A 25,585-nucleotide genomic window follows, 5' to 3' on the forward strand; every position below is an offset into this window, starting at 1 on the left:
TCTGGTCAGGCACTTAAAATAAAGAAGGTTATATATTATGTCAAACAGATTAGCAAACGAAGATTCTCCATACCTGCAGCAGCATAAAGACAATCCCGTGGACTGGTGGCCGTGGTGTGAGGAGGCTTTTGTTCAGGCAGAAGCCCAAAACAAGGCAATTTTTATCAGCATAGGCTACAGTTCCTGTCACTGGTGCCATGTTATGGAAGAAAAAGTATTTGAAAACAAAGAGTGTGCTCAGATTTTAAATGAGAACTTTATTTCCATAAAAGTGGACAGAGAAGAGCGTCCGGATATAGACAAGTATTATCAGGAAGTTTATATGCTTTTAAACCGCCGTGCCGGTGGATGGCCGACGAGTATATTTTGTACACCACAGAACAAACCCTTTTTTGCAGCCACTTACATACCGCCTGAATCAAATTCTGGCAGTATAGAAGGTATGGGTTTTAAAGAGATTACACAGCTTATAGCAACAAAAGTAAAAGAGAAAGATCCCAAACTCTTTGAAAATGCCAATGAAATAGAAGGCTTTTTGGGTCAAAAAGAGCATCCAAAAGAGGCGACTGTATTAAAAGAGGAATTTTATAAAAATTTTCTGCTCCAAGCCAAAAACAATTATGACGCACAAAACGGCGGTTTTTCAGATAAACCAAAATTTCCACGTGCTTCAACTCTTGATGCTCTACTCGTTGTTGCAAGACTCTACAATGATACCGATGCGAAAACAATGCTGACCAATACACTCAATAACATGATAAAAGGCGGTATGTATGATCTTGTAGACGGAGGATTCTGCCGTTACAGTGTAGATGAAAAATGGCTGGTACCGCATTTTGAAAAGATGCTCTATGACAATGCCCTGCTCTGTGGCATCTACACAAAAGCCTATTTGTTATATGAAGATGAAACATATTTGCATATTGCAAAAGAGACAGCAGACTTCTGGTACAACTTTATGAGTGAAGATGGACTTTTTTACAGTGCAAGTGATGCTGACAGTGAAGAGGGAGAGGGAAGCTACTTTGTTTATACCTATGATGAAGTGTACACGCTTCTTGTTCAAAGTGGATATGAAAATGCAAAAGAGATGTGTGAGACGATGCATGTTACGCATCACGGAAATTTTGAAGGCAAAAATATCATTCGTTTTGAGGAAGAGATTCCTGCATGGTTCAGTGATGTAAAACCACTTCTACAAAAAATTCGACAAAAAAGAGACTACCCCTTTACAGACAAAAAAGTACAGACATCATGGTCGGGTATGATGATAAACGCTCTGTTTTTGCTTGGAACTGTAGATAACAAGTACAAAGAAAAAGCCATAAAAAGCCTTGATAAGCTTCTTGAAACACTCTTTATTGATGAAAAGCTGTATCATACGACACTTATACACAAAAAGCCAAAAGTCGAAGCTTTTTTGGAAGACTATGCATTTCTTTCACAGGCACTTCTGAGCGCTTTTCAATACACACAAAATGAAATCTATCTCATACATGCCCAACGGTTTGTCAACAAAGCATTAGAAGAGTTTTATGACAAAGGAGTGTGGAACTTCAGTAGCGGCGAATTTGCTGTCAAAGCCGAAATAACCGATACAACATATACAAGTTCCGTCAGTATTATGATAGATGTTCTACAAACACTGGGAACACTTCTTGAAGATGAAAAATATACTCATTTTGCCTTTAAAACAATGGAATACAACTCTTATGAACTCGGGCGTAAGCCAATTTACTACCCCTCTATGCTTATACAGGCTTTACGATATCTCAAAGGGGACAGAGTTATAAAAACAAGCGAACAAAACATTGACAACTACGCGTACAAACTGGCAAAAATAAAATATCCGTTCATACTGTTAAAAAGAAGTGAAAGGGATGATTTTATGATATGCGGAGACAAAAGCTGTTTTGCAAATACACAGGATGTGGATAAGATTAATCAACTTGTTGAGCAATCTCTCTAAACTCTTTCCACTTGAGAAAAAAAGCTTCTTTAAGCTTTTTTTTCCTCTTCATATTCTCTGCTTCAAGTTGTTTTATACAGGTAAAAAGTTTTTTGTCTTTTTGGGACTGCAGAAAAACTTTGTGCAACTCTTTTGTTACATATATATCATGAAGCTTTCCTAAAATATCCTGCAGTTCTTTGAGTGTGTTTCTGAGAGTATCTTTCTTTTGCAGATAAGAGGAAAACAGGTCTGTGGCATATCGCAGTTTTTTTAATTTAATTCGTAATTTGTGTGCCTGCTCATCTTCCAAGACAGTCCCTATTGTAGAACCGTATAAAATTATTTCATTTGTATAGCTTTTTAAAAAATTTTCGGCAAAAGGGATAATGTTTTCTTTCAGGGCAGACAACTCATTTTTTTTAAGCTTTTTTCGCCATTTTTTTGTTTCTATCCATCTTCTTAGTTTTCTTATAAGTTTTTTATATTTATGAGACTTTAAATACTTTTGAATCTTTTTATACTCTTTTTCTCTGTAGTGGACAACAATTTTGTAAAGCAGCAATTCAGTAGAAGAGAATGTCTCTTTTTTCAAGTATGTTTCTATGTAAACATCAATATCACGGGCTCTGTTGCAATAAGAAGCCACGGTTGCAATTTTGATGTCAATTTTTTTTGTAATTTTTTTTGGTATTACGGATTGAAAAGTAAATAATACTGAACGCATTCTTCTCAAAGAGACACGCATTTGATGCAGGGGCTCAGTCTCTTTTTTTACAAGCACAGCTTTTTTGTATTTTTGTATTTTTTTAAAATCAATTTCCAAAAAATTTTTAAATGCTGATTCAATACTTACATCCATTTTTTCATACCTTCTTGTAGCATTATAACATAGAACAAAATTTATGTTAAGGTAAAAGTGATTATAATAAATCAAAGGATAAAAAGATGGGACATGAAAGAACTATGCTCGAAGATGAGATAAAAGAAGGTACTGATTTAAAAGATATTGTACATGAAGACAGAAGAAAAAATAAAACGAAAGAGAAAGACATTGAGGACAAAAGAGGCAAAGACCCTCATAAAAAACGTGTTGCCGTCTGGGTAAAAGATGAAGTCCTGCGATATGAAAGCGAACTCAAAGATTTACAGATAGAACTCTTAAAAATGCAAAATCATGTCAAAGAAACAGGACAAAAAGTTTTAATGATTTTTGAAGGTCGTGATGCTGCGGGAAAAGGCGGTACAATCAAACGCATAACAGAACATCTCAATCCTCGTGGTGCAAGAGTGGTGGCCCTTGACAAGCCCAGTGACAAAGAGAGAACACAGTGGTATTTTCAAAGATATGTCCAACACCTGCCATCAGCCGGAGAGATAGTCCTTTTTGACAGAAGTTACTATAACCGTGCAGGTGTTGAACCTGTTATGGGATTTTGTACACAAGAAGAGCATAAAGAGTTTTTACATGAAGTTCCCGAATTTGAAAAGATGCTTGTCAATTCCAATATAAAAATTTTTAAATTCTATTTTTCCGTTTCAAAAGCCGAACAGAAAAGACGTTTTGAAAAGAGAAAAACAGACCCGCTCAAACAGTACAAACTCTCACCGGTGGATGAAAAATCACAAGATTTATGGGACAAATACACCATAGCAAAATATTCTATGCTCTTAGCATCCCATACAGACTATGCACCCTGGACAATCATTCGCTCCGATAACAAGAAAAAAGCCCGTATAAACACCATCAAACATATATTGAACCATTTTGACTATCCACAAAAAATTGACAAACAAAAGCTCAAAGCAGATGATGACATTCGCATTTCTGCCAATGATGAAATCAGAATCATGGAAACAGAGATGACCTTAAAAAAAGACAATGCCTAAGCGTGTTACAAAAGAGTTGTATATTTTTAGCTATAATTTTCTTTTTTAATAAAGAAGGTTACTCATGCTAAAAGATTTAGGAAAATTTATTTTTATGATTGAGCTTGGCTTCAAATACATAAAGATTTTCAAACAAACCTATTTTCATCCGTTTATCACACAAAAATATGCCTATCAGGAACTCTCAAAAGCAAGGCAGGAGTATTCAAACAAGGTTTTGGATTTTTTAAATATCAAAGTAAAACTTGTAGGGGAACTTCCAAAAAAAGACAAAATTCTTTATGCGATCAACCACCGTTCTCTGCTTGATATTCTCGTGATGGAAAATATTTTTTCAAGATACAACAAAAGTGGTACCTGGATAGCGAAACAGGAACTTTTTGAAGACCCGATATATGGCAAGTTTTTTCAATACAGCGGATGTATTCCGGTTGATTTGGAAAACAAAAAAGGACTCGTACGCTTTTTTAAGACCATCAAAAGAACACTTGCCAAAGTTGATGACTTAAATATTTACATCTTTCCCGAAGGTGAGAGATACAATGGAGAAGGCATTAAACAATTTCAAAGCGGTGCTTCAAAAATAGCCAAAGCAAACAATCTTGACATAGTTCCCGTATATATCAACGACAAACTTGAAAAGGTGTTTAAAAATGCCCCTTACAATGAACCTTACACTGTTGAAGTTCATGTAGGCGGAATCATCAACTATGAAAATTTGGAAGAGAAGTATCTCGAATTTTATAAATCAGTCAAAGAAAAAACAAAAGGAAACAAATGAAACTCGGTGTAAACATTGATCATGTGGCAGTTTTACGAGAAGCCAGACAGGTAAATGACCCTGATATTTTACAGGCACTTTATGTCGCCTGCCAAAGCGGTGCTGATCAGATTACTATACACTTACGAGAAGACAGAAGGCATATTCAAGACAATGATGTTACAAATATTTTGCAGTTTTCAAAGGTGCCTGTTAATTTGGAATGTTCTATCAACAAAAAAATACTCGACATTGTCAGTAAGGCCAGACCTCATCGGGCAACCTTGGTTCCTGAAAAAAGAGAAGAAGTTACCACAGAAGGCGGACTTGATGTTTTTGCCTATGAAAATGAAATATCCTATGCAATAGAGCAACTTCATGACGCCATCATTCCTGTTTCACTGTTTATTGACCCCTCTACAGATGCTATAGAACAGTCAAAAAAGCTCGGAGCCGAGATGGTTGAACTCCACACCGGACTTTTTGCAAATCTTTTTGCAATGCTTCACTCCTCTTTGCCAAAATCAAATCACTCTGTAAAAGAACTTGAATTTCCAAGATACGAACTCAGTGACAGGCTTGAAACTGCCCTTGAAGAGTTAAAACTCTCTGCAAGATATGCAAAAGAACTTGGTCTCGAAGTAGCAGCAGGCCATGGACTCAATTATCATAATGTAGATGAAATCATGCAGATTCAAGAGATTACAGAGTTGAACATTGGACAAAGCATTATTGCCCGCAGTGTTTTTACCGGATTGCGTGAAGCGATACAAGAGATGAAAAGAGTCACAAGGCGATGAGTCAGCCAACAATAGCCGTAAGTGTCGGTGATGTAAACGGCGTCGGAGTAGAGATAGCACTCAAAGCACATGAAGAGATTGCTGAAATTTGCCATCCGGTTTACTGCATTAATAAAAATATCCTGCAAAAAGCCTCTGCCCTTTTACATGTAAGCATCCCTGATGATTTCACACTTTATGAAGTTGCGGGAGATTTTGCTGTACAGCCGGGAAAAGTAGATGCCAAAAGCGGTTTGTATGCCTATGATTCTTTTATGGCTGCCGTGCATTTGTGTGAAGAAAAAAAAACCAAAGCCGTTGTAACCTTACCGATACATAAAGAAGCCTGGATGCAGGCAGGACTTGAGTACAAAGGCCATACAGACCTCTTACGCAAACACTTTGACAAAGAAGCCATTATGATGCTAGGATGCCATAAAATGTATGTGGCACTTTTTACAGAGCACATTCCTCTCAAAGATGTTGCAAAAAATATAAAATACAAAAAACTCAAACAGTTCTTTTTGGATATGCACAATGCAATTCCAAAAGCCCCTGTAGCCGTGCTCGGTCTCAATCCGCATGCTGGAGACAACGGTGTTTTGGGGCATGAAGAGCTTATAATCACAAAGGCAATAAAAAGTGCCAACAAAAAAATAGGCTTTGAGCGGTTTGTAGGTCCAATCGTGCCTGATGTGGCCTTTGCACCTTATTGTCGCAACAACTACAACTATTTTGTAGCAATGTATCACGACCAGGGACTTGCTCCGCTCAAAGCACTCTATTTTGACGAAAGTGTGAATATTTCACTTAACCTGCCCATCATACGCACATCAGTCGATCATGGAACTGCTTTTGACATCGCCTACAAAAATGAAGCAAAAACACTGAGTTATATCAATGCTGTACAAGCAGCATTAGAATTCATTAAAGCTGAAGAATCAATTCCGTCAAATTAAAAAAGGGGATTTACTCTTTTAATACCCAAAGCCCGCACTGAAGTACGGGTTCCGAACAACATTCTTTTTCTGCCATACCACTCTCAGCCCGCACTACAGAAAAAAATTTAGTTTTTCTAAGTCATGCTTTAGTATTAAAAGCACTGGTTCCGAACGATATCCTGTTCTTGGAATCGGTACTTTAGTGCCGACTGTTGCTGCTTTTTGCCACTCTCAGCCCAGCTTGAAAGATAAATTCCATAAACTTTTTTAAATGATAATTATTTTCCTTTAAGATTAGTTCTGTTATACTACACCTATAAATATTTAGAAGGAAGACAAAATGAAAAAAATCGCAGTACTAGCATTAACAGCCGCTTCGTTAATGGCATCTTCGTTAGTTCAAGATGCAAAAAACGCAGGCCTTATGCCAATTCCGAGTTCACAAACTGAGCTTTTAAAACTGATAGACAATCCGAAAAACCCTATCACAAAAGCAAAAGTAAAACTCGGTGAAAAGCTTTATATGGATCCGCGTCTTTCACGCAGTGGTCTTATTTCATGTAACACATGTCATAATTTAATGGAAGGTGGAGATGACGGCGTAGGTCCTTCAACAGGACATATGTGGAGACACAACCCGCATCACTTAAATGCACCGACAGTTTACAATGCAGTGTTTTTCGGCTCTCAGTTTTGGGACGGACGAGCAAAAGATTTGGAAGAGCAGGCACAGGGACCGGCACTTGCCCATCCTGAAATGGCAGCAACAAAAGAACACATAGAAGAAGTAGTCAAATCTATGCCACAATATGTAAAAGCATTTAAAAAAGCATACGGTGACAATGTAAAAATCACTTTTGAAAAAATTACGGACACTATTGCAAATTTTGAACGTACACTTGTAACACCGGCACCGTTTGATGCATTTATGAATGGTTACAAAGAAGCAATGACGCCAAAACAAAAAGAGGGTCTGAAAACTTTCATTCAAGTCGGTTGTGCATCTTGTCATAACGGTGTAGCGCTTGGTGGTGAAATGAATGTATTGAATGTGGCAGCAACATACAAATACATGAATGTAGGTGACTTTAAAGGTGACAAAAACGGCATGGTAAAAGTACCGACGCTTAGAAACATTACTGAGACTGCACCTTACTTTCACAATGGTATGATTTGGAACTTAAAAGATGCTATCAAAGAGATGGGACGCATTCAACTTGGGATGAAAATTACGGACAACCAGGCTGAGTCTATTGAAGCGTTCCTGGGTTCACTGACAGGGAAAAAACCGCATATGATGATGCCTATGCTTCCTGCTTCAACAAATAAAACTCCTAAACCGAACTTAAACTAGTTTTATAGCAACATAATGTTGCTATAAAATATCTTCTTCACAAATATATCTGATTATCTCTTTTTTCAATTGCTTAAATTCAGAATTTTCTACATTTTCAAGAGTATACACTAATCTGTCCAATGATCTGTTTTTTCCCAAATAAGGTACGACTTTTTTCAAAAACTTCTCTTTATCCCCAATACTCTGCAACTCTTTTTTGATTCTTTTTTGTTTGTCTGTTTTTCTAGTATTTTTCAGTACCTGATACATGTAAACTAAAAACAGTGTTACAAATACGCCCGACAAAAAATAAACTGCTTTTTCCATCATAGTTGTCCTTTGCTTCTTTTTTGTTCTCTCTTCAAGCACAGCATCTTCCACATGTATCGCAAAAGCCTGTGTTGTTATCTCTTTTACTCTTTGCTCCTTGATATCAAAATATTCTAAAGAAACAGAGGGAATTGTAAAGTTTTTATCCGAAACAATTTCAAAACTTTTTTGATAAATTTCTTCTTCTCCCCGGTGCAGTTTTTTTGTACTTTTTTCATATACGGTTGCACCTTCTATGCTTATGTTTATATCATCAAAATTATTGATATTGCCCTCGCCCTGCAGAGAGAGTGTGAGTTGTACCGGCTGATTTTTTTGGACATGTTTGACATTCACACTTGCATTAAGCTTATAAGAGCCCATAACAGTAAGATTATTTGGAATTTTTTTCACTTCCAAGCGCAGAGCATTAGAATAAATATTTCGTTTTGCATATTTTGGGGTTGAGAGTTCTATTGCAGCTTTTATGGGATTCAAAACAAAAGGACCGCTTTTTTGGGCTATGATTTCATAGCTAAGCTCTTCGACCCATTCGCCTTTGTTGTTTTCATACTCTTTGTCACTGATTTCTTGCAGTGCAAAGTCATTGAAACGGGGTGTCTCAACAGTATAATCTTCCACATTTTTAGAGACAAGCATTACATGTAACAGAAATTTTTCACCTACCATCGGCGTTGTATTGCTGATGTTCATACTGAGTTTATAATCCGGTGAATGTGTCTGTGTGCGTTTTTTCACCTTTACATGTAAAGGCTGTGTCTTTTCAACCTTGCCGTCAACTTTGATACTAAAAGCAGGTAATGTAACATCTTCGGTCGGTGTCAAAGAGTAAATTTTAGTCACTTTGTCTGCTTTTTTCGCATGAATCAGCGTTGCCTCATGGAGAGTTTTCACATTTTGCACGACATACCCGTCTATATACTCTATCATCGGAAATGTAACATGAAAGCCTTTTGCAACCACGCGAAATTCCAAAGTTTCTGTTTTGACAATCTCTTTTGGTGCAGTTGTCTGTACCCATGCATAGAGTTCCAAAGGAATACAAAAGAGTAGAAAAATCATACTACCGGGGTTTTTTACTGTCACTACTACTCCTTTTTGTTCGGATTTTTTGCAAGAAAACAGGAGTTTTTTGTTTTTGTATTATTTTTATCCATTTTTCTTCCTCTGACAAAACCAGTTTTTGCAGTTTTATCTTGTATTTTGAACTGACTTTGTAATCATTATTCATTTGTTCAAGCCTGTTTTTAAAACATACTTTTGCCGTGCCTCTGCTGAAAATCTTTTTGAGTTTTTTTCTTTTTTTAAGCTCCTGTGTAGTTATCTGTAAATTCTTTTTTGTCTCATCAAAAGCATGCAGTTGCAAAGAGTGCTCAAACTGAGACTTTGCCCGTTCCAGTTTACCAATTTGTACATAACAGTTGCCGATATTGTGATAAATTTTTGCATTGAACAGTTTGTCTTTGCCAAGTGCTTTTTTATAATACTTTATTGCCTGCAGATATTCACGTTTTTTATACAAAGCATTGGCGATATTGTAATTCACTTCATTTGTCGGCTTGAGCTTTTTATAATATTCTATCGCTTGTTCATACTGCTTTTGTGCATAAAAAGACTCTGCTTTTTGCAGGGTTATAAAATCGAAAACACCTGCATTTGCAGGCGCGTTCAAAGAGGTCAGCTGTATCAGACCAAACAGCACAGCCCGTGTAACTGTATGCTTTTTTTTCAAACCCGCTATAAAAACAAAATAGAGAATTAACAATGCAAGCCCCAGAGGATACATAAACAGTTCCTGATACTGTTTCATATCATAGGCATTGGCAATTATCTTTTGCGAACTCTTTTGTATGGCATTGAGAATTTTTTCTATGTCGCCCTCTCCCCATTGATATTTTGTATAATATCCATGACTCTTTTGCACCATACTTTTCAAACCATTATTTGACTTTGATGCAAAATCGATGACATACAGCCTCAGGTGATTTTTTCTTATATATGCAGTTTCATCCACTCTTGTGACATCTTCACCGCCGTCACTCAGCAAAATTATATTTTTTGTTTTTTCCGTACGCAGCATTTTATTACTTGCCTCAAATACGCCAAAGAGATTGGTGTTTGGTTCAAATTTTTGCTTTATCTGAGCGTTTTTAAGCATATATACAAGAGCCTGTGTATCTTCACTCAGAGGATAAAGCATATAGCTGTTTTTAGCAAACAAGAGTACTCCTACATGTAAATGCTCTGCTTTTTCGATGAGTTTTACAAGTTTTTCTTTGGCTAAGACCAAGCGGCTCGGATAAATATCTGATGCGTTCATAGATTTTGAAACATCAAGTGCAATAACAGCCGAACTGCTCATCTGTTGTATCAGCGCATTTTGTTTCAAATATACAGGACGGGCAAGTGCGATTATCATCAAAGATATGACAAGTAAAAAATATCTGTAGCGCAGAGAAGCCTGTAGCCACTGAGGATGTAATGTGAGTTCTCTGATCACTGCCTGAGAAAAAACATTTTCAAGAGTATTTTTTCCCTTTTTAAAAGAGAAAACAAAGAGCAAGGCGGGAATAACCAAGAGGTAAAGTACATCATCATATAAAAAAAACATTTACAACACCCCTTTGTTTTTTACATGCGGTAAAAGCAAGATTGCACACAACAACGAGAGCAGAAGAAAATAAAAATATATATGTTCTTCTACATCTAAAGTATTGTACTCGAGTTCACTTTTTTGCAGCATATCAATGCGTTTGTAAACTTTGAGCAAATCTTTTTTATTTTGCACTTCAAAGTTTTGTGCACCGTTTTTATTGGCAATAACCTTCATCATATTACTGTAACTTTTGTCTATGGTTATCGTATAAATTATTATGCCGTATTTTTTTGCCAGTTTCAGCGCAAATGCAAGCGGAATTTTACTTGCAGAGTCTTCTCCGTCGCTCAGCAGTATAATGATTTTTGACTTACTTTTTGAATTTCTCAAAAGTTCTGCAGCAGAGACGACAGCATCAATCAAAGCTGTGCTTTTTCCAAGAACCCCCACTTCAATCTTGCCCACGATATTTTTTTGTGCCTCTTTGTCAAAACTCAAAGGAGAGGCTACAGCGGCCGTTGTCCCAAAAATGACCAGACCTATTCTGTCTCTCTTTCTCATATCTATAAAACTTTGCACGACCTCTTTCACCACATCAAGTCTGCTTTGTTTGTAATTTTTTGCATTAAAACCATAGGTACTCATAGAACCGCTGGTATCAAGTGCCAACACAATATCAACAGCATTGCTCTTGAGTGCTTTTATTTTTTTTACTACAACAGGATCGCTTAATGCAACAGTCATACATGTAAGCATAAACCATTTTAAAATTTCTCTTACATAGTGTCTCTTCTTAACATGCGAGAACAGTTGCAAAAAATGCGGCATATAGAAAGATTCTTTTTCCCGTTTGAACAACAAAGCACTCAAAGCGAACAAAGGAAGCAGCAGCAAAAAAAACGGATATGTAAAATGAAAGGAACTAAGCATAGAATTCTCTTAGCCTGTCTAAAAACTTCTCTATTTCCTTGTGCAGCTTTTGCGGTATCTGTAGAGGTTTTTGCTGGTATTTATAGAGAAAAAGCTGTGAAATTATATGCTCAAGCTCTTTTTTCTGCTCCTGTGTTTTGGCCAGCTTTCTTCCATAATAGGTAAAAAGATACGCACTTTGTTTGGCATTATAAAAATTTGAATGCAGCAGTATATTTAAGTAATATTTTTCGTCTCTTTTGTTTTTTTGCACTCTTTTTTTATAAAAATAAAAGAGTGCAAAAAGCAGTATAAGAAAAAGCAGTATAAAAAACACCAATAGATACAAAGAGTTGTCCGGTACTGTTACAGGAGCAAAAATGTCATTTATTTCATTCATGCTTTTTCCATAAGAGCGATAATTTTTTCAGCCGGGTCTTCATCTGTGTAAATTTTCACAAAACGAACCCCTGCTGTTTGCAGTTTTTTATACAACATCTCATCATTTTGTACTATTTTTTTTCTATACGAATGAAGCGTGTTTTTGTTTAGGCTTATCTCTGCACTCATACCCAAAGCCGGGTCGGTAATATTCAACTCTCCAAGTTCTGCAGGATTTTCTTCAAAACGGTCACGGACAATAATAAGTACAATCTCATGTTTCAGACTCAATGCCATTAAATTTAAATCATGCGTATCAAAAAAATCTCCGATTAAGAACAGCATACTCTTTCTTTGAATTTGTCTGTAAAGAGCCTGCGTACTGTACGAATAATCCAAAGTTTTTCCAAGAACATCGAAACTCTCAACCTTTTCTGCCAGTCTTCTCACACCAAAGAGCTGTTTTGTCTTTTGCGTACACAAAAAGAGTGTATCACTGCAGATATAGCTCTCAAAGGGATTGTTTTGCTTGACACAGCTGTAACTGAGTAATACACAAATCTGAGTCAGTAAATCTTTTTTCAGTGTCCGAGTTCCAAAATGAAGCGAACCGCATAAAAACGGAACAATCACCACATTGAGTTCTTTTTGCTGATGAAAAACTTTCACATAGGGTTTTGTAGTTTTTGCACTTATGATCCAGTCAATATGCCTTATATCATCTCCGGTTTCATACTCTCTGAGTTCTTGAAAATCATATCCCTCACCTCTTTTTTTTGAAATATTTTCCCCTGCAATTTTACTAAAGACTTCCCTTTGTGTTTTGATAAGGATAAGTGCAAGTTTTTTATTGGACTCCAAAAGTGTTTTTAGCATGCTGTTACGGTATTTCTATAGATTCTAAGATTGTTTGGATAATATCATCGCTGCTCAACCCTTCTGCAATAGCGTCATAACTTAAAATGATACGGTGTCGCAATACATCTTTGATACTCAGAGCAATATCTATGGGAGAGACAAAATCATTTCCTCTTAAATAGGCTCTTGCTTTGACGGCTTTGAGCATATTTATAGTGGCTCGCGGACTTGCCCCAAAAGCGATATAGCGTTGCAACTCTTCAAGACCGTATTTTTTCGGATCTCTTGTTGCAAAGATCAGTCTTACTATATAGGCACTCAGCTCTTCTTCGATATGAACAGCTTTTACCTCTTCTTTCATCTCTTCGAGTTCACTGGCCAAAAGAACCGGTTCAATGGACTCAAAAGTCTCATTTGCAGCTTTTTGTGCTATTAGATACTCTTCATCTTCTGTGTTATAACCGACAATTACTTTAAACATAAAGCGGTCTAACTGCGCTTCGGGTAAAGTATAGGCACCCTCCTGCTCAATCGGATTTTGCGTTGCAAGCACCAAAAAAGGAGGTTCGATTTTAAAACTTTCATCACCAATAGTAACCTGTCTCTCCTGCATCACTTCCAAGAGTGCCGATTGTACTTTTGCAGGCGCTCTGTTTATTTCATCGGCCAAAAGTAAATTTGTAAAAACCGGACCGTGTTTGATTTTAAACTCTCCGGATTTGACATCATAAATTTCTGCTCCGATAATGTCTGATGGCAGTAAATCAGGAGTAAACTGCACACGTTTGAAATCCAGACTCAATGCTTTTGACAAGGCATTGACAGCCGTTGTTTTTGCAAGACCGGGCACTCCTTCAAGCAGTATATGTCCGTTTGTAATAAGTCCTATAAGCAGAGCATCAATCATGTTTTCATGACCGATGACCCCTTTTGCAATTTCTTGTTTTAGTAATTTTATCTTGTTTTTCATATATAAAGTGTAGTATTAGTTTGTAAAAGATATGTAAAATATATTTGCAAAGGAGTTTTATTATGGACACAGATGAGTTTTACCTCACAGACGAAGAAAAAAAAGCACTCAAAGAGATAGCAAAAGCAGCGCTTTATGAAGCTGTTATACATAACCGAAAAATTGCTCTTGATGAAGAGAAAGTACCTCCAAAATTCAAACTGCATTTGGGAGCTTTTGTCACGCTCAAAGAAAACGGCAGACTTAGAGGCTGTATAGGACGATTTGAACCGGATGAACCTCTTTATCAAGTCATTATAGATATGGCAATTTCCGCTTCACGGTATGACACCCGTTTTACCCCTGTCACAAAAGAAGAACTTGACAATATAGAGATTGAAATTTCAGTCCTCACACCCAGAAAAAAAGTCAACTCTGTTGATGATGTCATTGTCGGCAAACATGGAATATATATTGAATACGGCAATAAAAACGGTACCTATTTACCGCAGGTTGCAACAGATATGGGATGGGATAAAGAACAGTTTATCAGAAGCTGTTGTGTGGAAAAAGCGGGAATTGCACCCGAGCATTGCAAAGATGCAACGCTCTATGTATATGAAGCGATAGTCTTTTAACCTTCATACTCTTTGAGACCTATTTGATTTCAAGCAGTCTTGAAAAATATTCCTGTGGATGTTTGCACACAGGACATTTTTTCGGTGGTTTTTTTCCATAATGAACATGCCCGCACACTTCACATATCCATGCTTCTTCTTCATCACTCTCAAATTCATGTCCGGATGTGAGTCTGTCTAAAAGCATTTTATACATTTTCTCATGTTCCACTTCTACTTTTCCTATGGCGCTAAAGAGTGCAGCGGCTTCTTTATCACCCTCTTCTTTGGCAATTTTTGCAAAATCCGGATACATATCAGAATTTTCATAATGCTCACCGTTAATGGCATCCTGAAGGTTTTCCATTGTCTTGCCAAAACTCTCTTCACTGTTGTTTTTGAGTCTGTTATGCAGGGCAAATTCTAATTTTGCATGCTCTTTTTCATTGTTTGCCGCTCTTTGAAAGTGGGCAGCTATATCTCGGTATCCTTCTTTTTGTGCTACTTTTGCATAAAATTCATATTTGTTTCGGGCTTGAGATTCTCCGGCAAACGCTTTCATAAGATTGACTAAAGTAAGATTTTGCGTAATCATTTCCATTGCCTCACCACAACAATGTAGTTCTCCTCCTCCGACTGCCTGCAGTTCTACAATATTTCCACATTTATTACATCTATATGTTTCATACTTTCTCATATTAACACCTTTATATTGAAATCTTTCATCATTATTGCACAGACAAACTTAAAGTTTATCTTTAGTGCGTAAGCTCAGTGATTCAGAACAATATTATTATATTTTCAGTACAATAAATATATTTTTAATTTTTACAAGGATTTTGACACCATGAGTTTTTTAAAAGAGTACGATGAAGAAGTTTATAACTTGTGCGAAAAAGAGTTAGAGAGACAGACTAACCATCTGGAAATGATAGCAAGTGAAAACTTCACACTTCCGGCAGTAATGGAAGCTATGGGTTCGGTATTTACAAACAAATATGCTGAAGGGTATCCGGCAAAACGCTACTATGGCGGATGCGAATATGCTGACAGCGTAGAACAACTGGCGATAGACAGAGCCTGTAAACTTTTTGGGTGCAAATATGCAAATGTGCAGCCACATTCAGGATCACAGGCAAACGGAGCTGTTTATGCGGCACTTTTAAAAGCAGGTGACAAACTTTTAGGTATGGATTTAAGCCATGGCGGACACTTGACACATGGTTCCAAACCAAGTTTTTCAGGGAAAAACTACTCCAGTTTCACCTATGGTGTTGAACTTGACGGACGCATCAACTATGACAGAGTTTTAGATATCGCTAAAATTGTACAGCCTAAAATAATCGTTTGTGGTGCTTCTGCGTATGCTCGTGAAATCGACTTTAAAAAATTTCGTGAAATTGCAGATGAAGTAGGTGCAATTCTTTTTGCCGACATTGCACACATTGCAGGTTTGGTAGCCGCAGGTGAGCATCCTAGTCCATTCCCTCACGCGCATGTAGTAACAACAACCACACACAAAACACTTGCAGGACCTCGCGGCGGTATGATTATGACGAACGATGAGGATATAGCAAAGAAGATAAACTCTGCTATTTTCCCGGCGCTTCAAGGCGGACCGCTTGTACATGTAATCGCTGCAAAAGCAGTTGGTTTTAAACACAACCTTGCACCAGAGTGGAAAGACTATGCGAAACAGGTAAAGAAAAATGCTTCTGTATTGGCTGATGTACTTATGAAACGCGGCTATGATGTTGTAAGTGGCGGAACAGACAACCACTTAGTGCTTGTCAGTTTTGTAGGCAAAGAGATTTCCGGAAAAGATGCTGATGCTGCACTGGGAAATGCAGGGATTACTGTCAATAAAAACACTGTTCCCGGAGAGACACGAAGCCCTTTCGTAACATCAGGTATTCGCATTGGTTCACCGGCACTGACATCTCGCGGTATGAAAGAAAAAGAGTTTGAACTCATCGCAAATAAAATGGCAGATGTTTTGGATGATATCAACAATACTGAACTTCAGGCAAAAATAAAAGAAGAACTCAAAGAACTTGCACAAAATTTTGTAATATACAACCAACCAACATATTAAGGTTCCTACATGACTGCCATGGATTTAAAACTTATAAAAATGGTAAGTGACCACTACTGGATCAAAAGAGATACGGTAGTGAACAAAATCACTTTTAAAGGGCGTACTTTTTACAATAAATTTGAAAAAGTCAATGCACCTTTAAACCAGTCTGTGATCAACAAACATATAAAAGGTGAAATAACTGTCGCCCATTCGATTGTGGACAAAAAAGGGATTGTTGAGAATATAGTGATTGATTATAACGGCAGAGATCCTGAAAGATTTTATCACAAAGCACAGCTCCTTTTACGAGAAGAGGGTTTTATCAACTTTACAGCCTATGAAACGAAGACCAAAGGGCATTTGCATCTCTATATCCACAAAGGGCATACAACACTGCAAGAAGCTATACAGCTTGGCAAAATGATCAGTATGAAGCTGGCTGCCAAACAGCCAAAACAGTGGAGAATGTTTCCGACAAATGATTTGCCTGATGAATACAACATTTTGACACTTCCTTATGAAGTCTATGCAAAAGAGAGAGGCGCTTCGTGGTCGAAGCATATGTGATTTTGTTCTTTAGGTTATTTTTGGTATCATAGAACAAATAAAAAACTGAGGGTATAATAGTATGAATGATAAGAATGAACTAAGTGATATTGTCCTGAATAAAAACGGCTCATCCAGCTCAAATAAAAAAATAATTCTCGCTGTTGCTACACTGGGAATTATTCTCATTGTAGTTGTTATGCTTATGAATTCACTTAATTCCAAGGGTACAGACAATTTACCTCAGGCTATACTGCCGCCGGAACCTCAAGCCAAAACTCTTACACAGGAAACACCTGAAGAACCTCTTTTTGAAGAAGTGGATGTCATACAGGAAAATAATTCTGTTGATGAAGATTTGGACAAAATCGCACAAAAACTCAAACAAGAGAGTAAACAAGAACACAAAACAGTTGCTGCACCACAGAAAAAAGTAGTGACTCAAACCAAAAAAGTGACACAAAAACCTCATGAAACATCAAAGGTAAAGTATTATATACAGGTGGGATCTTTTTCAAAATATGAACCAAATAAAAAATTCCTAAAATCTATTACGAATTTAGGCTATAAATATAGATATCATAAAGTTACAGTCAATTCAAAAACGCTTAACAAAGTATTGATTGGACCATTTAAAACACAAAAAGAAGCAAATAATGCTAAACGTGTTATTCGTGCCAAAATTGAGCCGGGTGCATTTTTAGTAAAATTATAATTTTACAAGGGTAATCTTGATATATTCTAAACAATTTACACAAGATCAGCTGGCACCTATTGCCGTTTATTCAAAACTCAAAGAATTTTTCAAGGAGGAAGTATCCTACCTTTTTGAAAGTGCCGGACAGAGTGAAGGGAACTACAGTTTTATCTGTATAGGCGCAAGAGAACGCTTACAGTATATAGACGACAAAACAGTCTATACAGACAAAAACGGTACAAAACACATTAAAAAAGAAAATCCTTTTTCCTTTTTAAAAGAGTATTATAAAAATATAGATATCAATGAATATAAAAATGCCACAAAAGAACTAAATGTCGGCTATGTGGATGGGTTTATAGGCTATATCGGTTATGATATGGTGAAAGTTTTTGAGCCAAAACTTCGGTCATTCATGGACAAGCTCAAAGATGAATTAAACACTCCGGACTTAGACCTGATTTTGCCAAAACTTGTCCTTGTCTATTCGCATAAAAATCATCAGATTACACTTATTTCAACACTCAAAGAGTACAGTGAGAAATTTCAGGCCATTGAAGATGATTTAAAAGGCACATATACTTACAAACACAGAGTTTTTAACATTGGAAAGGACAAAGGAAGCTTTGCCCATACAAAAGAAAAATTCTTTGCCATGATAGACAAATCAAAAGAGATGATTAAGAGCGGTGATGTTTTTCAAATTTTGATGACAAATCGTTTTACAAGACATATAAAAGTACACCCTTTTAGTTTTTATCGTATTCTTCGTACAAAAAACCCCTCCCCTTATATGTTTTTAATGGAGTATGAAAATTTCAGTATCGTCGGCTCATCGCCTGAAGTTATGGTGAGACTCACCGATACACAACTCCTGCTTCGCCCAATTGCCGGTACAAGAAAACGCGGAACTACAAAACAAAAAGACAAAGAACTTGAAAAAGAACTGCTCGCAGACCCAAAAGAGTTGGCTGAACATTTAATGCTTATAGACCTTGGCAGAAACGATGTCGGTCGGGTTGCCAAAACAGGAACAGTCAAAGTGGAAGACATTATGCATATAGAGCGTTTTTCCCATGTAATGCATATTGTTTCTGATGTGGTGGCAACACTCGATGATGACAAAGATATGTTTGATCTGTTTATGGCAACATTTACAGCAGGGACTATGACCGGTGCGCCCAAAATTCGCGCTATGGAACTTATAGCCGAGTATGAAGGCTTAAAACGCGGTTTTTACAGCGGCAGTGTCGGATATTTCGGGTTTGACGGGAATATGGACAGTGCAATCGCCATACGAACAGCCCTTGTAAAAGAAGACAAGGTAGTCCTCCAGGCAGGTGCAGGCATAGTTGCGGACAGCATAAAAGAGCTTGAGTATCTTGAAGTAAACAATAAACTGGGTGCGCTCATTCACTCACTTGAAGATTTAGATATGGAAGAAAAAAATTATGAATAAAATTTTTTCTATCTTTGGTAATCCTGTTGCACACTCTCGTAGCCCTCTTATGCATAACAGTGTTTTTAAAAACCTTAACTATAAAGCTTGTTATACGCGTACATTACTCCAAAATGGTGCAAAATTGAAAGAAACTTTTTTTTCTCTAGGTCTAAGTGGTGCCAATGTCACAGTGCCGCACAAAGAGAGTGCCTATGCTGCCTGTGATGAAGTTCGGGGTTTTGCAAAAAAAATCGGAGTTGTCAATACACTTATAAATGAAAACGGAAAACTTATCGGCTACAACACAGATGCCGATGGATTTATGTATGCCATAAATGAGTTTCAAAATATACAAAATATTTTGGTACTTGGTGCAGGTGGCACAGCAAAAGCTCTTGTACAAAAATTCTTAGAAGAAGGATTACATGTAAGCATACTCAACAGAAGCAAAGCACGCCTTACATACTTTGAAAAACTTGACTGTGAATGTTATACATGGGATAACTTTCAGCCCAGTCAGTATGACTTGGTTATCAATACAACAAGTGCCGGTCTCAAAGATGAAAATCTACCTGCACCAAAAGAGATAATTGAAATTGCTTTGCAAAACACTCGTTATGTTGCAGATGCCATATATGGTAGAACTACTCCCTTCTTGCAACTTGCCAAAGAAAAAGGCCTTACATGTAAAGACGGTGCAGACATGCTGTTGGGACAGGGAGTATTGGCAAATGAGCTTTTTTGCAACTTTGAACTAGACAAAGAAGCTATAAAAAAGGAGATGCAAAAAAGCTTTTTTTACTAAATTTATCGAGAGAAACTAAAACCTATGGAGAGTTTTGTAATATTTTGATTATAATCTATTAAAGATTCCATATAGCCGCTAAAAAACTTAATATACAAATATGATTTATCCCTTCGTAAAGGATAAGAATAAGTTGCCAAAAATGTTCCTCTAAGGCTATCTATATTTCCACGCAACATGAGACTCAACATATGCTTATGGTAGAAATAGGTAAATTTTACTTTTGTATATCCCAGATATTTCATGATATCAGGATTATCACTTAAGTTGGCACTTCCTGGTAAAGGAGCTAAAAAAGTAAGATCTGTAATCAATGTTGTATGCTGAAGGCGTAATGTTGTGTAAAAATAATTGATACTTTTTGAAAGATTAAAACCATTAAATTCTTGTATATCTCCTGTATCTGGCAATCCATTTGATTTATGAGCCAAGGCAAATTTCACTGAACGCATTTGAAATATTGATGTTTTATCACTGATAGGAAAAACAACAAAAGCTTCAGGATTGTAGAGATTTTCCCGAAACGGAGATGATGTTACATACAATTGCCAAAAAGCCTGTTGTGTATAGGCTAACGAATATTTTTCACCAAGTCCAAAAAGATTTTTATACACTTCAAGCTGCAAACTTACTTGAAGTTCAGCTTCATATTTCTTATATTTTACAAGTTCTAATTTCCGGTTTATATATGTTTTATTTGCAATTCCAAAAGGTAAGATGTAATTTGCTTTATAGGGATGAAGTCCAAAAGAGTTGTCTAACCATTTTTGCATATTCTCTTTTGAAGTATCATTTGTAATATTCTCAATATTAATTTTACTTTTTGTTGCATCTATTTCTTCTGATGCCTGTAGATAGCCTAAACCTAACACTATATACAAAAATATAAAAACTTTCATCATACTCTCACCCTGTCTTCCAAAGCCCTTGTCAGTGACAACAAATCTATATTTTCCAAACTGACTCCTGTCGGAACACCCTGTGCTATTTTAGAAAAATTCAAATCATATATGCCAAGTTTGTCTTCTATATACAGAATGACGGCATCATTTGCTATTGAGGGTGTAAGCGCAAACAACACTTCTCTTATTCCATTTTGTACAATAGTTTCAAGATGTGCCATACTTAACTCTTCGAGTGATTCCAGAACAAAATATTTTCCGTCAAACAGACCATTTTCTTCCAAAAGCAAAATATCTTTAGCATTTTCAACTATGCACAATAAGGAGGTGTCGCGTGTCTCGTCACAGCAGATATGACACAGTTCATCTTCGCTCATGCCACCACACTCTTTGCATTTTTTCAGACTCCCCAGGGCATCTTCAATAGCATGTGCTATTTTCATGCCTACAAAGGTATCATTCATAATCATGTGATACGCCAGTCTTGTCGCCGACTTTTTTCCTATACTCGGCAACTCACCGAGTGCCTCAACAAGTCTGTTAAACTTTTCCAATGAATTGTTCATTTATCCACTTCTTTTCTTTTTGGCACAAACAACCATAGTTGTAACGGTGATTGCAGTTGTCCGGCAATTTTCAATGCATCTTCTTCACTGCCCAAAAACAAATCAGCTCTCAGCGGACCTTTAATAGCGCCACCTGTGTCTTGTGCAAAAACAATTTTATTAAATTTTTCTTTTCCTAAATTTGATGATAAGTATAGCATATTTCCTAACGGAATATATTTTTTATCAACTGCAAGAGAACTTTTCTCTCGAAGTTGTAACCCTAATGCACCTGTTGCCCCTTTGTCTCTTTTTACAAAAAAGATTAAAGAGGGATTATAATCAAGTATCTCATCGACCTGAGAGGGATGCTCCTCCAGCCATTTACGGATACTCTGCAAAGAGATGTTTTGCAAAGAAATTTCTCCTTTTTGCACCAAATACTTTCCTATTGACTTATATTTATAGCCATTTTGGTTTTCATATCCTATATACATTGTCGAATTATCGTCCAAGATTACCTTTCCTGAGCCCTGTACCTGTAGAAAAAATCTGTCTATTTTGGAATCACAGTAGCAAATGACCGAGGCATTTAAATCATTCAGTTTTGCTTCTTTGCGGCTGTAATAAGGAACCAGTCTGTTGTTGTGTATCTTCCCTCGAAGCCTGTAGTTTTTGAGTTCTGGATATACAGCACTCAAATCTACAACAACCAGATCCTTCGGTGTTGCATAAATCGGGTATTTGTAGGTATCACTCTTATAAAGAGAACCGTATATCCGTGCTTCATAGTAGCCGGTTAACAATCCCTCTTTGTTTCCGCTTTTGTCAGCTATGGAGTAAGGTGTGAAGTTATTGAGCAAAAACTGTTTTGCATCTGTTACATGTAAGGCTTTTTGACATAAATTTTTATAGATTTTTTGTCCCTGTCTGCTTTTACAGTTGTTTATAAAATTATTTAAAAATTCATCATAATCTTGTTCTTGAAATCCGGGAAGTTTTGCAAAGGATGTTTTGGTAAAATTTACATTTTTTATTTTACTTGGCTGTAGTGACTGTGTATGTTTGCTACACCCTAAAAAAAGTGTCATCATCAGGAAAAAAAGAGTTGTTTGTTTCATAAACAGCATTATATCATCTAATTATTTTTTTTTAAACTACAAAATGGGTATAATTTCAAAAAAATATTTAAATAGGATTTTATTATAATGGAACATTTAAGCTATTATGAGATTTTAGAAGTATCACAAAATGCAGATAAGGCAACTATCAAAAAAGCTTACCGGACTTTGGCAAAAAAATATCATCCGGATAAAAACTCTGGAGATAAAGAGGCAGAACATAAATTTAAGCTTATTAATGAAGCCTATCAGTGTTTGAGCAATGACCAGCAACGCAGTATTTATGACCGTTACGGCAAAGAGGGTCTGCAGGGAATGGGTGGAGGCAGCCGTTCTTCTTCAAGTTTTGATGATTTGGGATCTATGTTTGAAGAGATGTTCAGCGGATTTGGCGGCGGACGCGCAAGACGTCAGAATCCTGCCGATATGGACAAATATCCGCTTGACATGAATGTTGATATTGTCATTGATTTTAATGAGGCTGTATTTGGCTGTGAGAAAGAGATAAAATATACCTACAAAAAAGCCTGTGAAGCATGTAAAGGTACAGGAGCAAAAGACGGCAAACTCTCAACATGTCCGCAATGTAAAGGACAGGGGCAAATCTATATGAAACAGGGCTTTATGACCTTTTCTCAAACCTGTCCGGTATGTAACGGAACAGGCAGTTCAGCTGCAGACAAATGTAGAAAATGCCATGGCAAGGGTTATGAAGAGGTAAAAGAGACTATTACCATCTCTGTGCCAAAAGGTATTGACAGCGGGAACCGCTTACGCGTTTCAGGAAAAGGAAATATTGGAAAAAAAGGAAACCGTGGCGACCTTTATGTAACATTTGAAGTCAAACCAGACAAACATTTTATAAGAGACGACAACGATGTATATATTGAAATTCCGGTATTTTTCACTCAAGCCGTTAAAGGGGATACCCTGACAATACCTTCTTTAACAGGTGAACTTGAGCTAAAACTTGACATCGGAACAAAAGACAAACAACGGTATGTATTTAGAGGTGAAGGGATAGAAGATGTCCACGGACACGGAAAAGGTGATTTAATCGCTGTGATCAACATTCAGTATCCTAAAAAACTGACTGATGAACAAAAAGAACTTTTGGACAAAATTCAAGACTCTTTTGGCATAGAATCAAAACCTCATGAAGGCATTTTGGATTCAGTGATAGACAAAATGAAAAACTGGTTTAAGTAACCCTTATGAATAAAACACGCCTGAAAAATCAACTCTCATCACTGGCTCTTTCCATGTTTAGAAAAGATTTTTTTGGCATATATCACGGTTCAATATCTTCCAAAACAGACAAAAGCCGCTTTATCATCAACACAAAAGAGGCTATATTTGACAACATCAACGAAGAAAGTCTTATAGAGTTGTCTTTCAAACAGGACTACAGATGGAAACAGGCAAGTATAGACGCCAATATTCATCAGGGTATCTATTCGCATATTTCAGAAGCAAAATTTATATGCTTCAGTATGCCACAATTTACTACAGCCTATTCGCTTGAACATAACATTATCATCCCAAAAGATTATTTTGGATATACAGAGATAGGCTTGGTGGAAATAATTGATCCCAAACAATTTGAAGACTGGTATGAAAGAGCACAAAGTGAAATTATCTTGTATTTTCAAACAAAAAAGACAAATCTAATGGTGATTCGCGGATATGGGGTTTATGCATACAGCAGAGATATGCATGAAATGGCAAAAAAACTTGCCATTTTGGAAAAGAGCTGTCGACTGCTTATGTTAGGTGAGTCACAGACTCTTTGCGATTATAATTAAAGATTTTTTATAGCTTCGTATGCCGTATCCATCATAATATCTATCTCTTCTTTTGTGATGACATAAGGCGGCATAAAATAGACTATATGTCCAAGCGGGCGCAGTAAAACACCATGTTGCAATCCATACTCATATACCTTCAGCCCTATTCTCTCTTTCGCATCATACCCTTGTAACTCTACCACACACACCATACCTGTCTGTCTGATTTGCGATACGTTTGGTAATTGTAAAAATTTCTGCAGTTTTTGTGACATATACTCTGCAAGCTCTTTGTTTTTTGCAATAATATTGTTATTTTCAAAAATATCAAGCGTTGCATTTGCAGCGGCACAGGCTAAGGCATTCCCTGTATAGGAGTGAGAGTGTAAAAAAGCTTTGTGTTCATTGTAGTCACAGTAGAATTTTGCATATATGTTATTGGAAGTCAGCACCACAGAAAGCGGTAAATATCCACCCGTCAAGCCTTTTGAAAGAATAAGAAAGTCCGGTGAAATTCCTGCTTTTTCACAGGCAAAAAGTTCTCCTGTTCTTCCAAAACCAACCATTACCTCATCGGCTATAAGATGAATATCATATTTTGTACATATTTCCCGAACAAGCACCAGATACTTTGCATGGTACATATGCATATAGCCTGCACCCTGTATAAGAGGTTCTAATATCAAAGCACTGATTTGCGATGCTTTTTCCTGACACAGTTCTTCAAACTTCTGCGCTGCTTCTACAGCTGCCGTCTCACTCATGTCAACCGGAACCGGTGTCTGAACTGTTTTAATCAAAAGAGGCTCATAGGTCTCTTTGTAAAGTTTCACATCTCCGACACTCAAAGCACCTATGGTTTCTCCATGGTATGAGTTGCTCAATGAGACAAAAAGAGATTTTTTCTTTCCGTCATTATAATGTGCATGATAACTCATCTTCAAAGCAAGCTCAACAGCAGAAGAACCGTTATCTGAGTAAAAACACTTATCCAGGTTAGCCGGTGTTAGTTTTACAAGACGTTCTGAGAGTCTTATAACCGGCTCATGTGTAAAACCTGCCAGGATAACATGTTCTAAAGTATCAAGCTGTTCTTTTATTTTTGAATTAATATATTCATTCGTATGTCCAAACATGTTTACCCACCAGGAACTGATAGCATCTATATACCTGTTCCCCTCAAAATCTTCCAGGTAAATGCCGTGTGCTTTTTTAATCGGAATAAGCGGCAGCGTTTCGTGGTCTTTCATCTGTGTACACGGATGCCAAAGGACATCCAGGTCTCTGTTTTTCAATTCATTGTTTTTCATAGGCAAATTATACCTTTTATTTTCTCTCTTTATCAAGTTTTAATACGAATTTACATA

The 25,585-nt window shown here is 36.8% G+C and carries 26 protein-coding genes; 14 read left to right on the forward strand and 12 right to left on the reverse strand.

Annotation, left to right across the window (positions count from 1 at the left end):
- Positions 1-37 precede the first annotated feature (37 nt).
- Positions 38-1,969, forward strand: coding sequence for a thioredoxin domain-containing protein (locus FJR45_RS07480; protein WP_193149979.1), 1,932 nt, complete (start codon positions 38-40; stop codon positions 1,967-1,969).
- Here the strand turns inward: FJR45_RS07480 and FJR45_RS07485 are convergent.
- On the reverse strand, positions 1,941-2,810 hold the full coding sequence (locus FJR45_RS07485; RefSeq protein ID WP_193149980.1) for a CHAD domain-containing protein: 870 nt from the start codon (positions 2,808-2,810) through the stop codon (positions 1,941-1,943). The two genes, FJR45_RS07480 and FJR45_RS07485, sit on opposite strands and share 29 nt — an antisense overlap.
- Before the next feature lie 86 nt (positions 2,811-2,896).
- On the opposite strand from FJR45_RS07485, the gene ppk2 reads away from it, so the two are divergent.
- The 5 genes from ppk2 (at position 2,897) to FJR45_RS07510 (ending at position 7,672) form a co-directional block, all read left to right on the forward strand.
- Positions 2,897-3,838 carry a polyphosphate kinase 2 gene (gene ppk2, locus FJR45_RS07490; protein ID WP_193149981.1) on the forward strand — a complete coding sequence of 314 codons (942 nt, stop codon included), beginning with the start codon at positions 2,897-2,899 and terminating at the stop codon, positions 3,836-3,838.
- A 64-nt stretch (positions 3,839-3,902) separates the two neighbouring features.
- A complete protein-coding gene (locus FJR45_RS07495) occupies positions 3,903-4,619 on the forward strand; it encodes a lysophospholipid acyltransferase family protein (protein ID WP_193149982.1) in 717 nt (238 codons plus the stop codon).
- Positions 4,616-5,398 carry a pyridoxine 5'-phosphate synthase gene (locus FJR45_RS07500; RefSeq protein ID WP_193149983.1) on the forward strand — a complete coding sequence of 261 codons (783 nt, stop codon included), beginning with the start codon at positions 4,616-4,618 and terminating at the stop codon, positions 5,396-5,398. Before FJR45_RS07495 ends, FJR45_RS07500 begins: the two co-directional genes overlap by 4 nt.
- The gene (gene pdxA / locus FJR45_RS07505) at positions 5,395-6,336 is read left to right on the forward strand and encodes a 4-hydroxythreonine-4-phosphate dehydrogenase (protein WP_193149984.1); all 942 of its coding nucleotides are present in this window, start codon (positions 5,395-5,397) and stop codon (positions 6,334-6,336) included. Before FJR45_RS07500 ends, pdxA begins: the two co-directional genes overlap by 4 nt.
- 322 nt (positions 6,337-6,658) lie before the next feature.
- A complete protein-coding gene (locus FJR45_RS07510) occupies positions 6,659-7,672 on the forward strand; it encodes a cytochrome-c peroxidase (RefSeq protein WP_193149985.1) in 1,014 nt (337 codons plus the stop codon).
- Between the two features lie 21 nt (positions 7,673-7,693).
- Here FJR45_RS07510 and FJR45_RS07515 read toward each other — a convergent pair whose 3' ends face one another.
- The 6 genes from FJR45_RS07515 to FJR45_RS07540 form a co-directional block, all read right to left on the reverse strand.
- Positions 7,694-9,070, reverse strand: a complete 1,377-nt coding sequence (locus FJR45_RS07515; RefSeq protein ID WP_193149986.1) for a BatD family protein — start codon at positions 9,068-9,070, stop codon at positions 7,694-7,696.
- Positions 9,048-10,595, reverse strand: a complete 1,548-nt coding sequence (locus FJR45_RS07520) for a vWA domain-containing protein (protein WP_193149987.1) — start codon at positions 10,593-10,595, stop codon at positions 9,048-9,050. Before FJR45_RS07520 ends, FJR45_RS07515 begins: the two co-directional genes overlap by 23 nt.
- Positions 10,596-11,408 carry a vWA domain-containing protein gene (locus tag FJR45_RS07525; RefSeq protein ID WP_193149988.1) on the reverse strand — a complete coding sequence of 271 codons (813 nt, stop codon included), beginning with the start codon at positions 11,406-11,408 and terminating at the stop codon, positions 10,596-10,598.
- A gap of 94 nt (positions 11,409-11,502) precedes the next feature.
- Positions 11,503-11,889: a hypothetical protein gene (locus tag FJR45_RS07530; protein ID WP_193149989.1), complete on the reverse strand. Its 387-nt coding sequence runs from the start codon at positions 11,887-11,889 to the stop codon at positions 11,503-11,505.
- The gene (locus FJR45_RS07535) at positions 11,886-12,746 is read right to left on the reverse strand and encodes a DUF58 domain-containing protein (RefSeq protein ID WP_193149990.1); all 861 of its coding nucleotides are present in this window, start codon (positions 12,744-12,746) and stop codon (positions 11,886-11,888) included. The genes FJR45_RS07530 and FJR45_RS07535 overlap by 4 nt, the downstream gene beginning before the upstream one ends.
- Positions 12,747-12,750: 4 nt before the next feature.
- Positions 12,751-13,698, reverse strand: a complete 948-nt coding sequence (locus FJR45_RS07540) for an AAA family ATPase (protein WP_193149991.1) — start codon at positions 13,696-13,698, stop codon at positions 12,751-12,753.
- Between the two features lie 62 nt (positions 13,699-13,760).
- Between FJR45_RS07540 and amrA the strand changes: the two genes are divergently transcribed.
- Positions 13,761-14,315: an AmmeMemoRadiSam system protein A gene (gene amrA / locus FJR45_RS07545; RefSeq protein ID WP_193149992.1), complete on the forward strand. Its 555-nt coding sequence runs from the start codon at positions 13,761-13,763 to the stop codon at positions 14,313-14,315.
- A 19-nt stretch (positions 14,316-14,334) separates the two neighbouring features.
- Here amrA and rbr read toward each other — a convergent pair whose 3' ends face one another.
- The gene (gene rbr / locus FJR45_RS07550; protein ID WP_193149993.1) at positions 14,335-14,991 is read right to left on the reverse strand and encodes a rubrerythrin; all 657 of its coding nucleotides are present in this window, start codon (positions 14,989-14,991) and stop codon (positions 14,335-14,337) included.
- Positions 14,992-15,141: 150 nt separating this feature from the next.
- Here rbr and FJR45_RS07555 point away from each other — a divergent pair, with 150 nt between their 5' ends.
- The 5 genes from FJR45_RS07555 (at position 15,142) to FJR45_RS07575 (ending at position 19,863) form a co-directional block, all read left to right on the forward strand.
- The gene (locus FJR45_RS07555) at positions 15,142-16,389 is read left to right on the forward strand and encodes a serine hydroxymethyltransferase (RefSeq protein ID WP_193149994.1); all 1,248 of its coding nucleotides are present in this window, start codon (positions 15,142-15,144) and stop codon (positions 16,387-16,389) included.
- A 9-nt stretch (positions 16,390-16,398) separates the two neighbouring features.
- Positions 16,399-16,941, forward strand: coding sequence for a DUF1882 domain-containing protein (locus FJR45_RS07560; RefSeq protein ID WP_151900118.1), 543 nt, complete (start codon positions 16,399-16,401; stop codon positions 16,939-16,941).
- Positions 16,942-17,002: 61 nt separating this feature from the next.
- A complete protein-coding gene (locus FJR45_RS07565) occupies positions 17,003-17,635 on the forward strand; it encodes an SPOR domain-containing protein (protein ID WP_193149995.1) in 633 nt (210 codons plus the stop codon).
- A 16-nt stretch (positions 17,636-17,651) separates the two neighbouring features.
- Positions 17,652-19,076: an anthranilate synthase component I family protein gene (locus FJR45_RS07570; protein ID WP_193149996.1), complete on the forward strand. Its 1,425-nt coding sequence runs from the start codon at positions 17,652-17,654 to the stop codon at positions 19,074-19,076.
- Positions 19,069-19,863 carry a shikimate dehydrogenase gene (locus FJR45_RS07575; protein ID WP_193149997.1) on the forward strand — a complete coding sequence of 265 codons (795 nt, stop codon included), beginning with the start codon at positions 19,069-19,071 and terminating at the stop codon, positions 19,861-19,863. The genes FJR45_RS07570 and FJR45_RS07575 overlap by 8 nt, the downstream gene beginning before the upstream one ends.
- A gap of 2 nt (positions 19,864-19,865) precedes the next feature.
- Here the strand turns inward: FJR45_RS07575 and FJR45_RS07580 are convergent, their stop codons facing one another.
- The 3 genes from FJR45_RS07580 to mltA are packed head-to-tail and all read right to left on the reverse strand — an operon-like array spanning position 19,866 to position 22,431.
- Positions 19,866-20,765, reverse strand: a complete 900-nt coding sequence (locus tag FJR45_RS07580) for a phospholipase A (protein ID WP_226966404.1) — start codon at positions 20,763-20,765, stop codon at positions 19,866-19,868.
- Positions 20,762-21,331 (reverse strand): recombination mediator RecR, encoded by a 570-nt coding sequence (recR, locus tag FJR45_RS07585; RefSeq protein WP_193149998.1) that lies wholly within the window; start codon positions 21,329-21,331, stop codon positions 20,762-20,764. Before recR ends, FJR45_RS07580 begins: the two co-directional genes overlap by 4 nt.
- A complete protein-coding gene (mltA, locus tag FJR45_RS07590; protein ID WP_226966405.1) occupies positions 21,328-22,431 on the reverse strand; it encodes a murein transglycosylase A in 1,104 nt (367 codons plus the stop codon). The genes recR and mltA overlap by 4 nt, the downstream gene beginning before the upstream one ends.
- Before the next feature lie 87 nt (positions 22,432-22,518).
- On the opposite strand from mltA, the gene dnaJ reads away from it, so the two are divergent.
- Positions 22,519-23,640, forward strand: a complete 1,122-nt coding sequence (gene dnaJ, locus FJR45_RS07595) for a molecular chaperone DnaJ (RefSeq protein ID WP_193150000.1) — start codon at positions 22,519-22,521, stop codon at positions 23,638-23,640.
- 5 nt (positions 23,641-23,645) lie between these two features.
- The gene (locus tag FJR45_RS07600) at positions 23,646-24,236 is read left to right on the forward strand and encodes a class II aldolase and adducin N-terminal domain-containing protein (RefSeq protein ID WP_193150001.1); all 591 of its coding nucleotides are present in this window, start codon (positions 23,646-23,648) and stop codon (positions 24,234-24,236) included.
- Here the strand turns inward: FJR45_RS07600 and FJR45_RS07605 are convergent.
- The gene (locus tag FJR45_RS07605; RefSeq protein WP_193150002.1) at positions 24,233-25,528 is read right to left on the reverse strand and encodes an adenosylmethionine--8-amino-7-oxononanoate transaminase; all 1,296 of its coding nucleotides are present in this window, start codon (positions 25,526-25,528) and stop codon (positions 24,233-24,235) included. The two genes, FJR45_RS07600 and FJR45_RS07605, sit on opposite strands and share 4 nt — an antisense overlap.
- Positions 25,529-25,585 lie beyond the last annotated feature (57 nt).

The sequence above is a fragment of the Sulfurimonas sediminis genome (genome assembly GCF_014905115.1).
In the GTDB taxonomy this organism is placed as follows: domain Bacteria; phylum Campylobacterota; class Campylobacteria; order Campylobacterales; family Sulfurimonadaceae; genus Sulfurimonas; species Sulfurimonas sediminis.

Excerpts from the sequence above, each read along its gene's own strand:
- pdxA (WP_193149984.1), top strand. The coding sequence starts at position 5,395 with ATGAGTCAGCCAACAATAGCCGTAAGTGTCGGTGATGTAAACGGCGTC.
- rbr (WP_193149993.1), bottom strand. The coding sequence starts at position 14,991 with ATGAGAAAGTATGAAACATATAGATGTAATAAATGTGGAAATATTGTA.
- FJR45_RS07480 (WP_193149979.1), top strand. The coding sequence starts at position 38 with ATGTCAAACAGATTAGCAAACGAAGATTCTCCATACCTGCAGCAGCAT.
- FJR45_RS07535 (WP_193149990.1), bottom strand. The coding sequence starts at position 12,746 with ATGCTAAAAACACTTTTGGAGTCCAATAAAAAACTTGCACTTATCCTT.
- FJR45_RS07560 (WP_151900118.1), top strand. The coding sequence starts at position 16,399 with ATGACTGCCATGGATTTAAAACTTATAAAAATGGTAAGTGACCACTAC.
- FJR45_RS07520 (WP_193149987.1), bottom strand. The coding sequence starts at position 10,595 with ATGTTTTTTTTATATGATGATGTACTTTACCTCTTGGTTATTCCCGCC.
- FJR45_RS07510 (WP_193149985.1), top strand. The coding sequence starts at position 6,659 with ATGAAAAAAATCGCAGTACTAGCATTAACAGCCGCTTCGTTAATGGCA.
- FJR45_RS07555 (WP_193149994.1), top strand. The coding sequence starts at position 15,142 with ATGAGTTTTTTAAAAGAGTACGATGAAGAAGTTTATAACTTGTGCGAA.
- FJR45_RS07525 (WP_193149988.1), bottom strand. The coding sequence starts at position 11,408 with ATGCCGCATTTTTTGCAACTGTTCTCGCATGTTAAGAAGAGACACTAT.
- FJR45_RS07565 (WP_193149995.1), top strand. The coding sequence starts at position 17,003 with ATGAATGATAAGAATGAACTAAGTGATATTGTCCTGAATAAAAACGGC.
- FJR45_RS07580 (WP_226966404.1), bottom strand. The coding sequence starts at position 20,765 with ATGATGAAAGTTTTTATATTTTTGTATATAGTGTTAGGTTTAGGCTAT.
- FJR45_RS07575 (WP_193149997.1), top strand. The coding sequence starts at position 19,069 with ATGAATAAAATTTTTTCTATCTTTGGTAATCCTGTTGCACACTCTCGT.
- recR (WP_193149998.1), bottom strand. The coding sequence starts at position 21,331 with ATGAACAATTCATTGGAAAAGTTTAACAGACTTGTTGAGGCACTCGGT.
- FJR45_RS07485 (WP_193149980.1), bottom strand. The coding sequence starts at position 2,810 with ATGGATGTAAGTATTGAATCAGCATTTAAAAATTTTTTGGAAATTGAT.
- FJR45_RS07500 (WP_193149983.1), top strand. The coding sequence starts at position 4,616 with ATGAAACTCGGTGTAAACATTGATCATGTGGCAGTTTTACGAGAAGCC.
- FJR45_RS07605 (WP_193150002.1), bottom strand. The coding sequence starts at position 25,528 with ATGAAAAACAATGAATTGAAAAACAGAGACCTGGATGTCCTTTGGCAT.
- amrA (WP_193149992.1), top strand. The coding sequence starts at position 13,761 with ATGGACACAGATGAGTTTTACCTCACAGACGAAGAAAAAAAAGCACTC.
- ppk2 (WP_193149981.1), top strand. The coding sequence starts at position 2,897 with ATGGGACATGAAAGAACTATGCTCGAAGATGAGATAAAAGAAGGTACT.
- mltA (WP_226966405.1), bottom strand. The coding sequence starts at position 22,431 with ATGAAACAAACAACTCTTTTTTTCCTGATGATGACACTTTTTTTAGGG.
- FJR45_RS07540 (WP_193149991.1), bottom strand. The coding sequence starts at position 13,698 with ATGAAAAACAAGATAAAATTACTAAAACAAGAAATTGCAAAAGGGGTC.
- FJR45_RS07530 (WP_193149989.1), bottom strand. The coding sequence starts at position 11,889 with ATGAATGAAATAAATGACATTTTTGCTCCTGTAACAGTACCGGACAAC.
- dnaJ (WP_193150000.1), top strand. The coding sequence starts at position 22,519 with ATGGAACATTTAAGCTATTATGAGATTTTAGAAGTATCACAAAATGCA.
- FJR45_RS07495 (WP_193149982.1), top strand. The coding sequence starts at position 3,903 with ATGCTAAAAGATTTAGGAAAATTTATTTTTATGATTGAGCTTGGCTTC.
- FJR45_RS07600 (WP_193150001.1), top strand. The coding sequence starts at position 23,646 with ATGAATAAAACACGCCTGAAAAATCAACTCTCATCACTGGCTCTTTCC.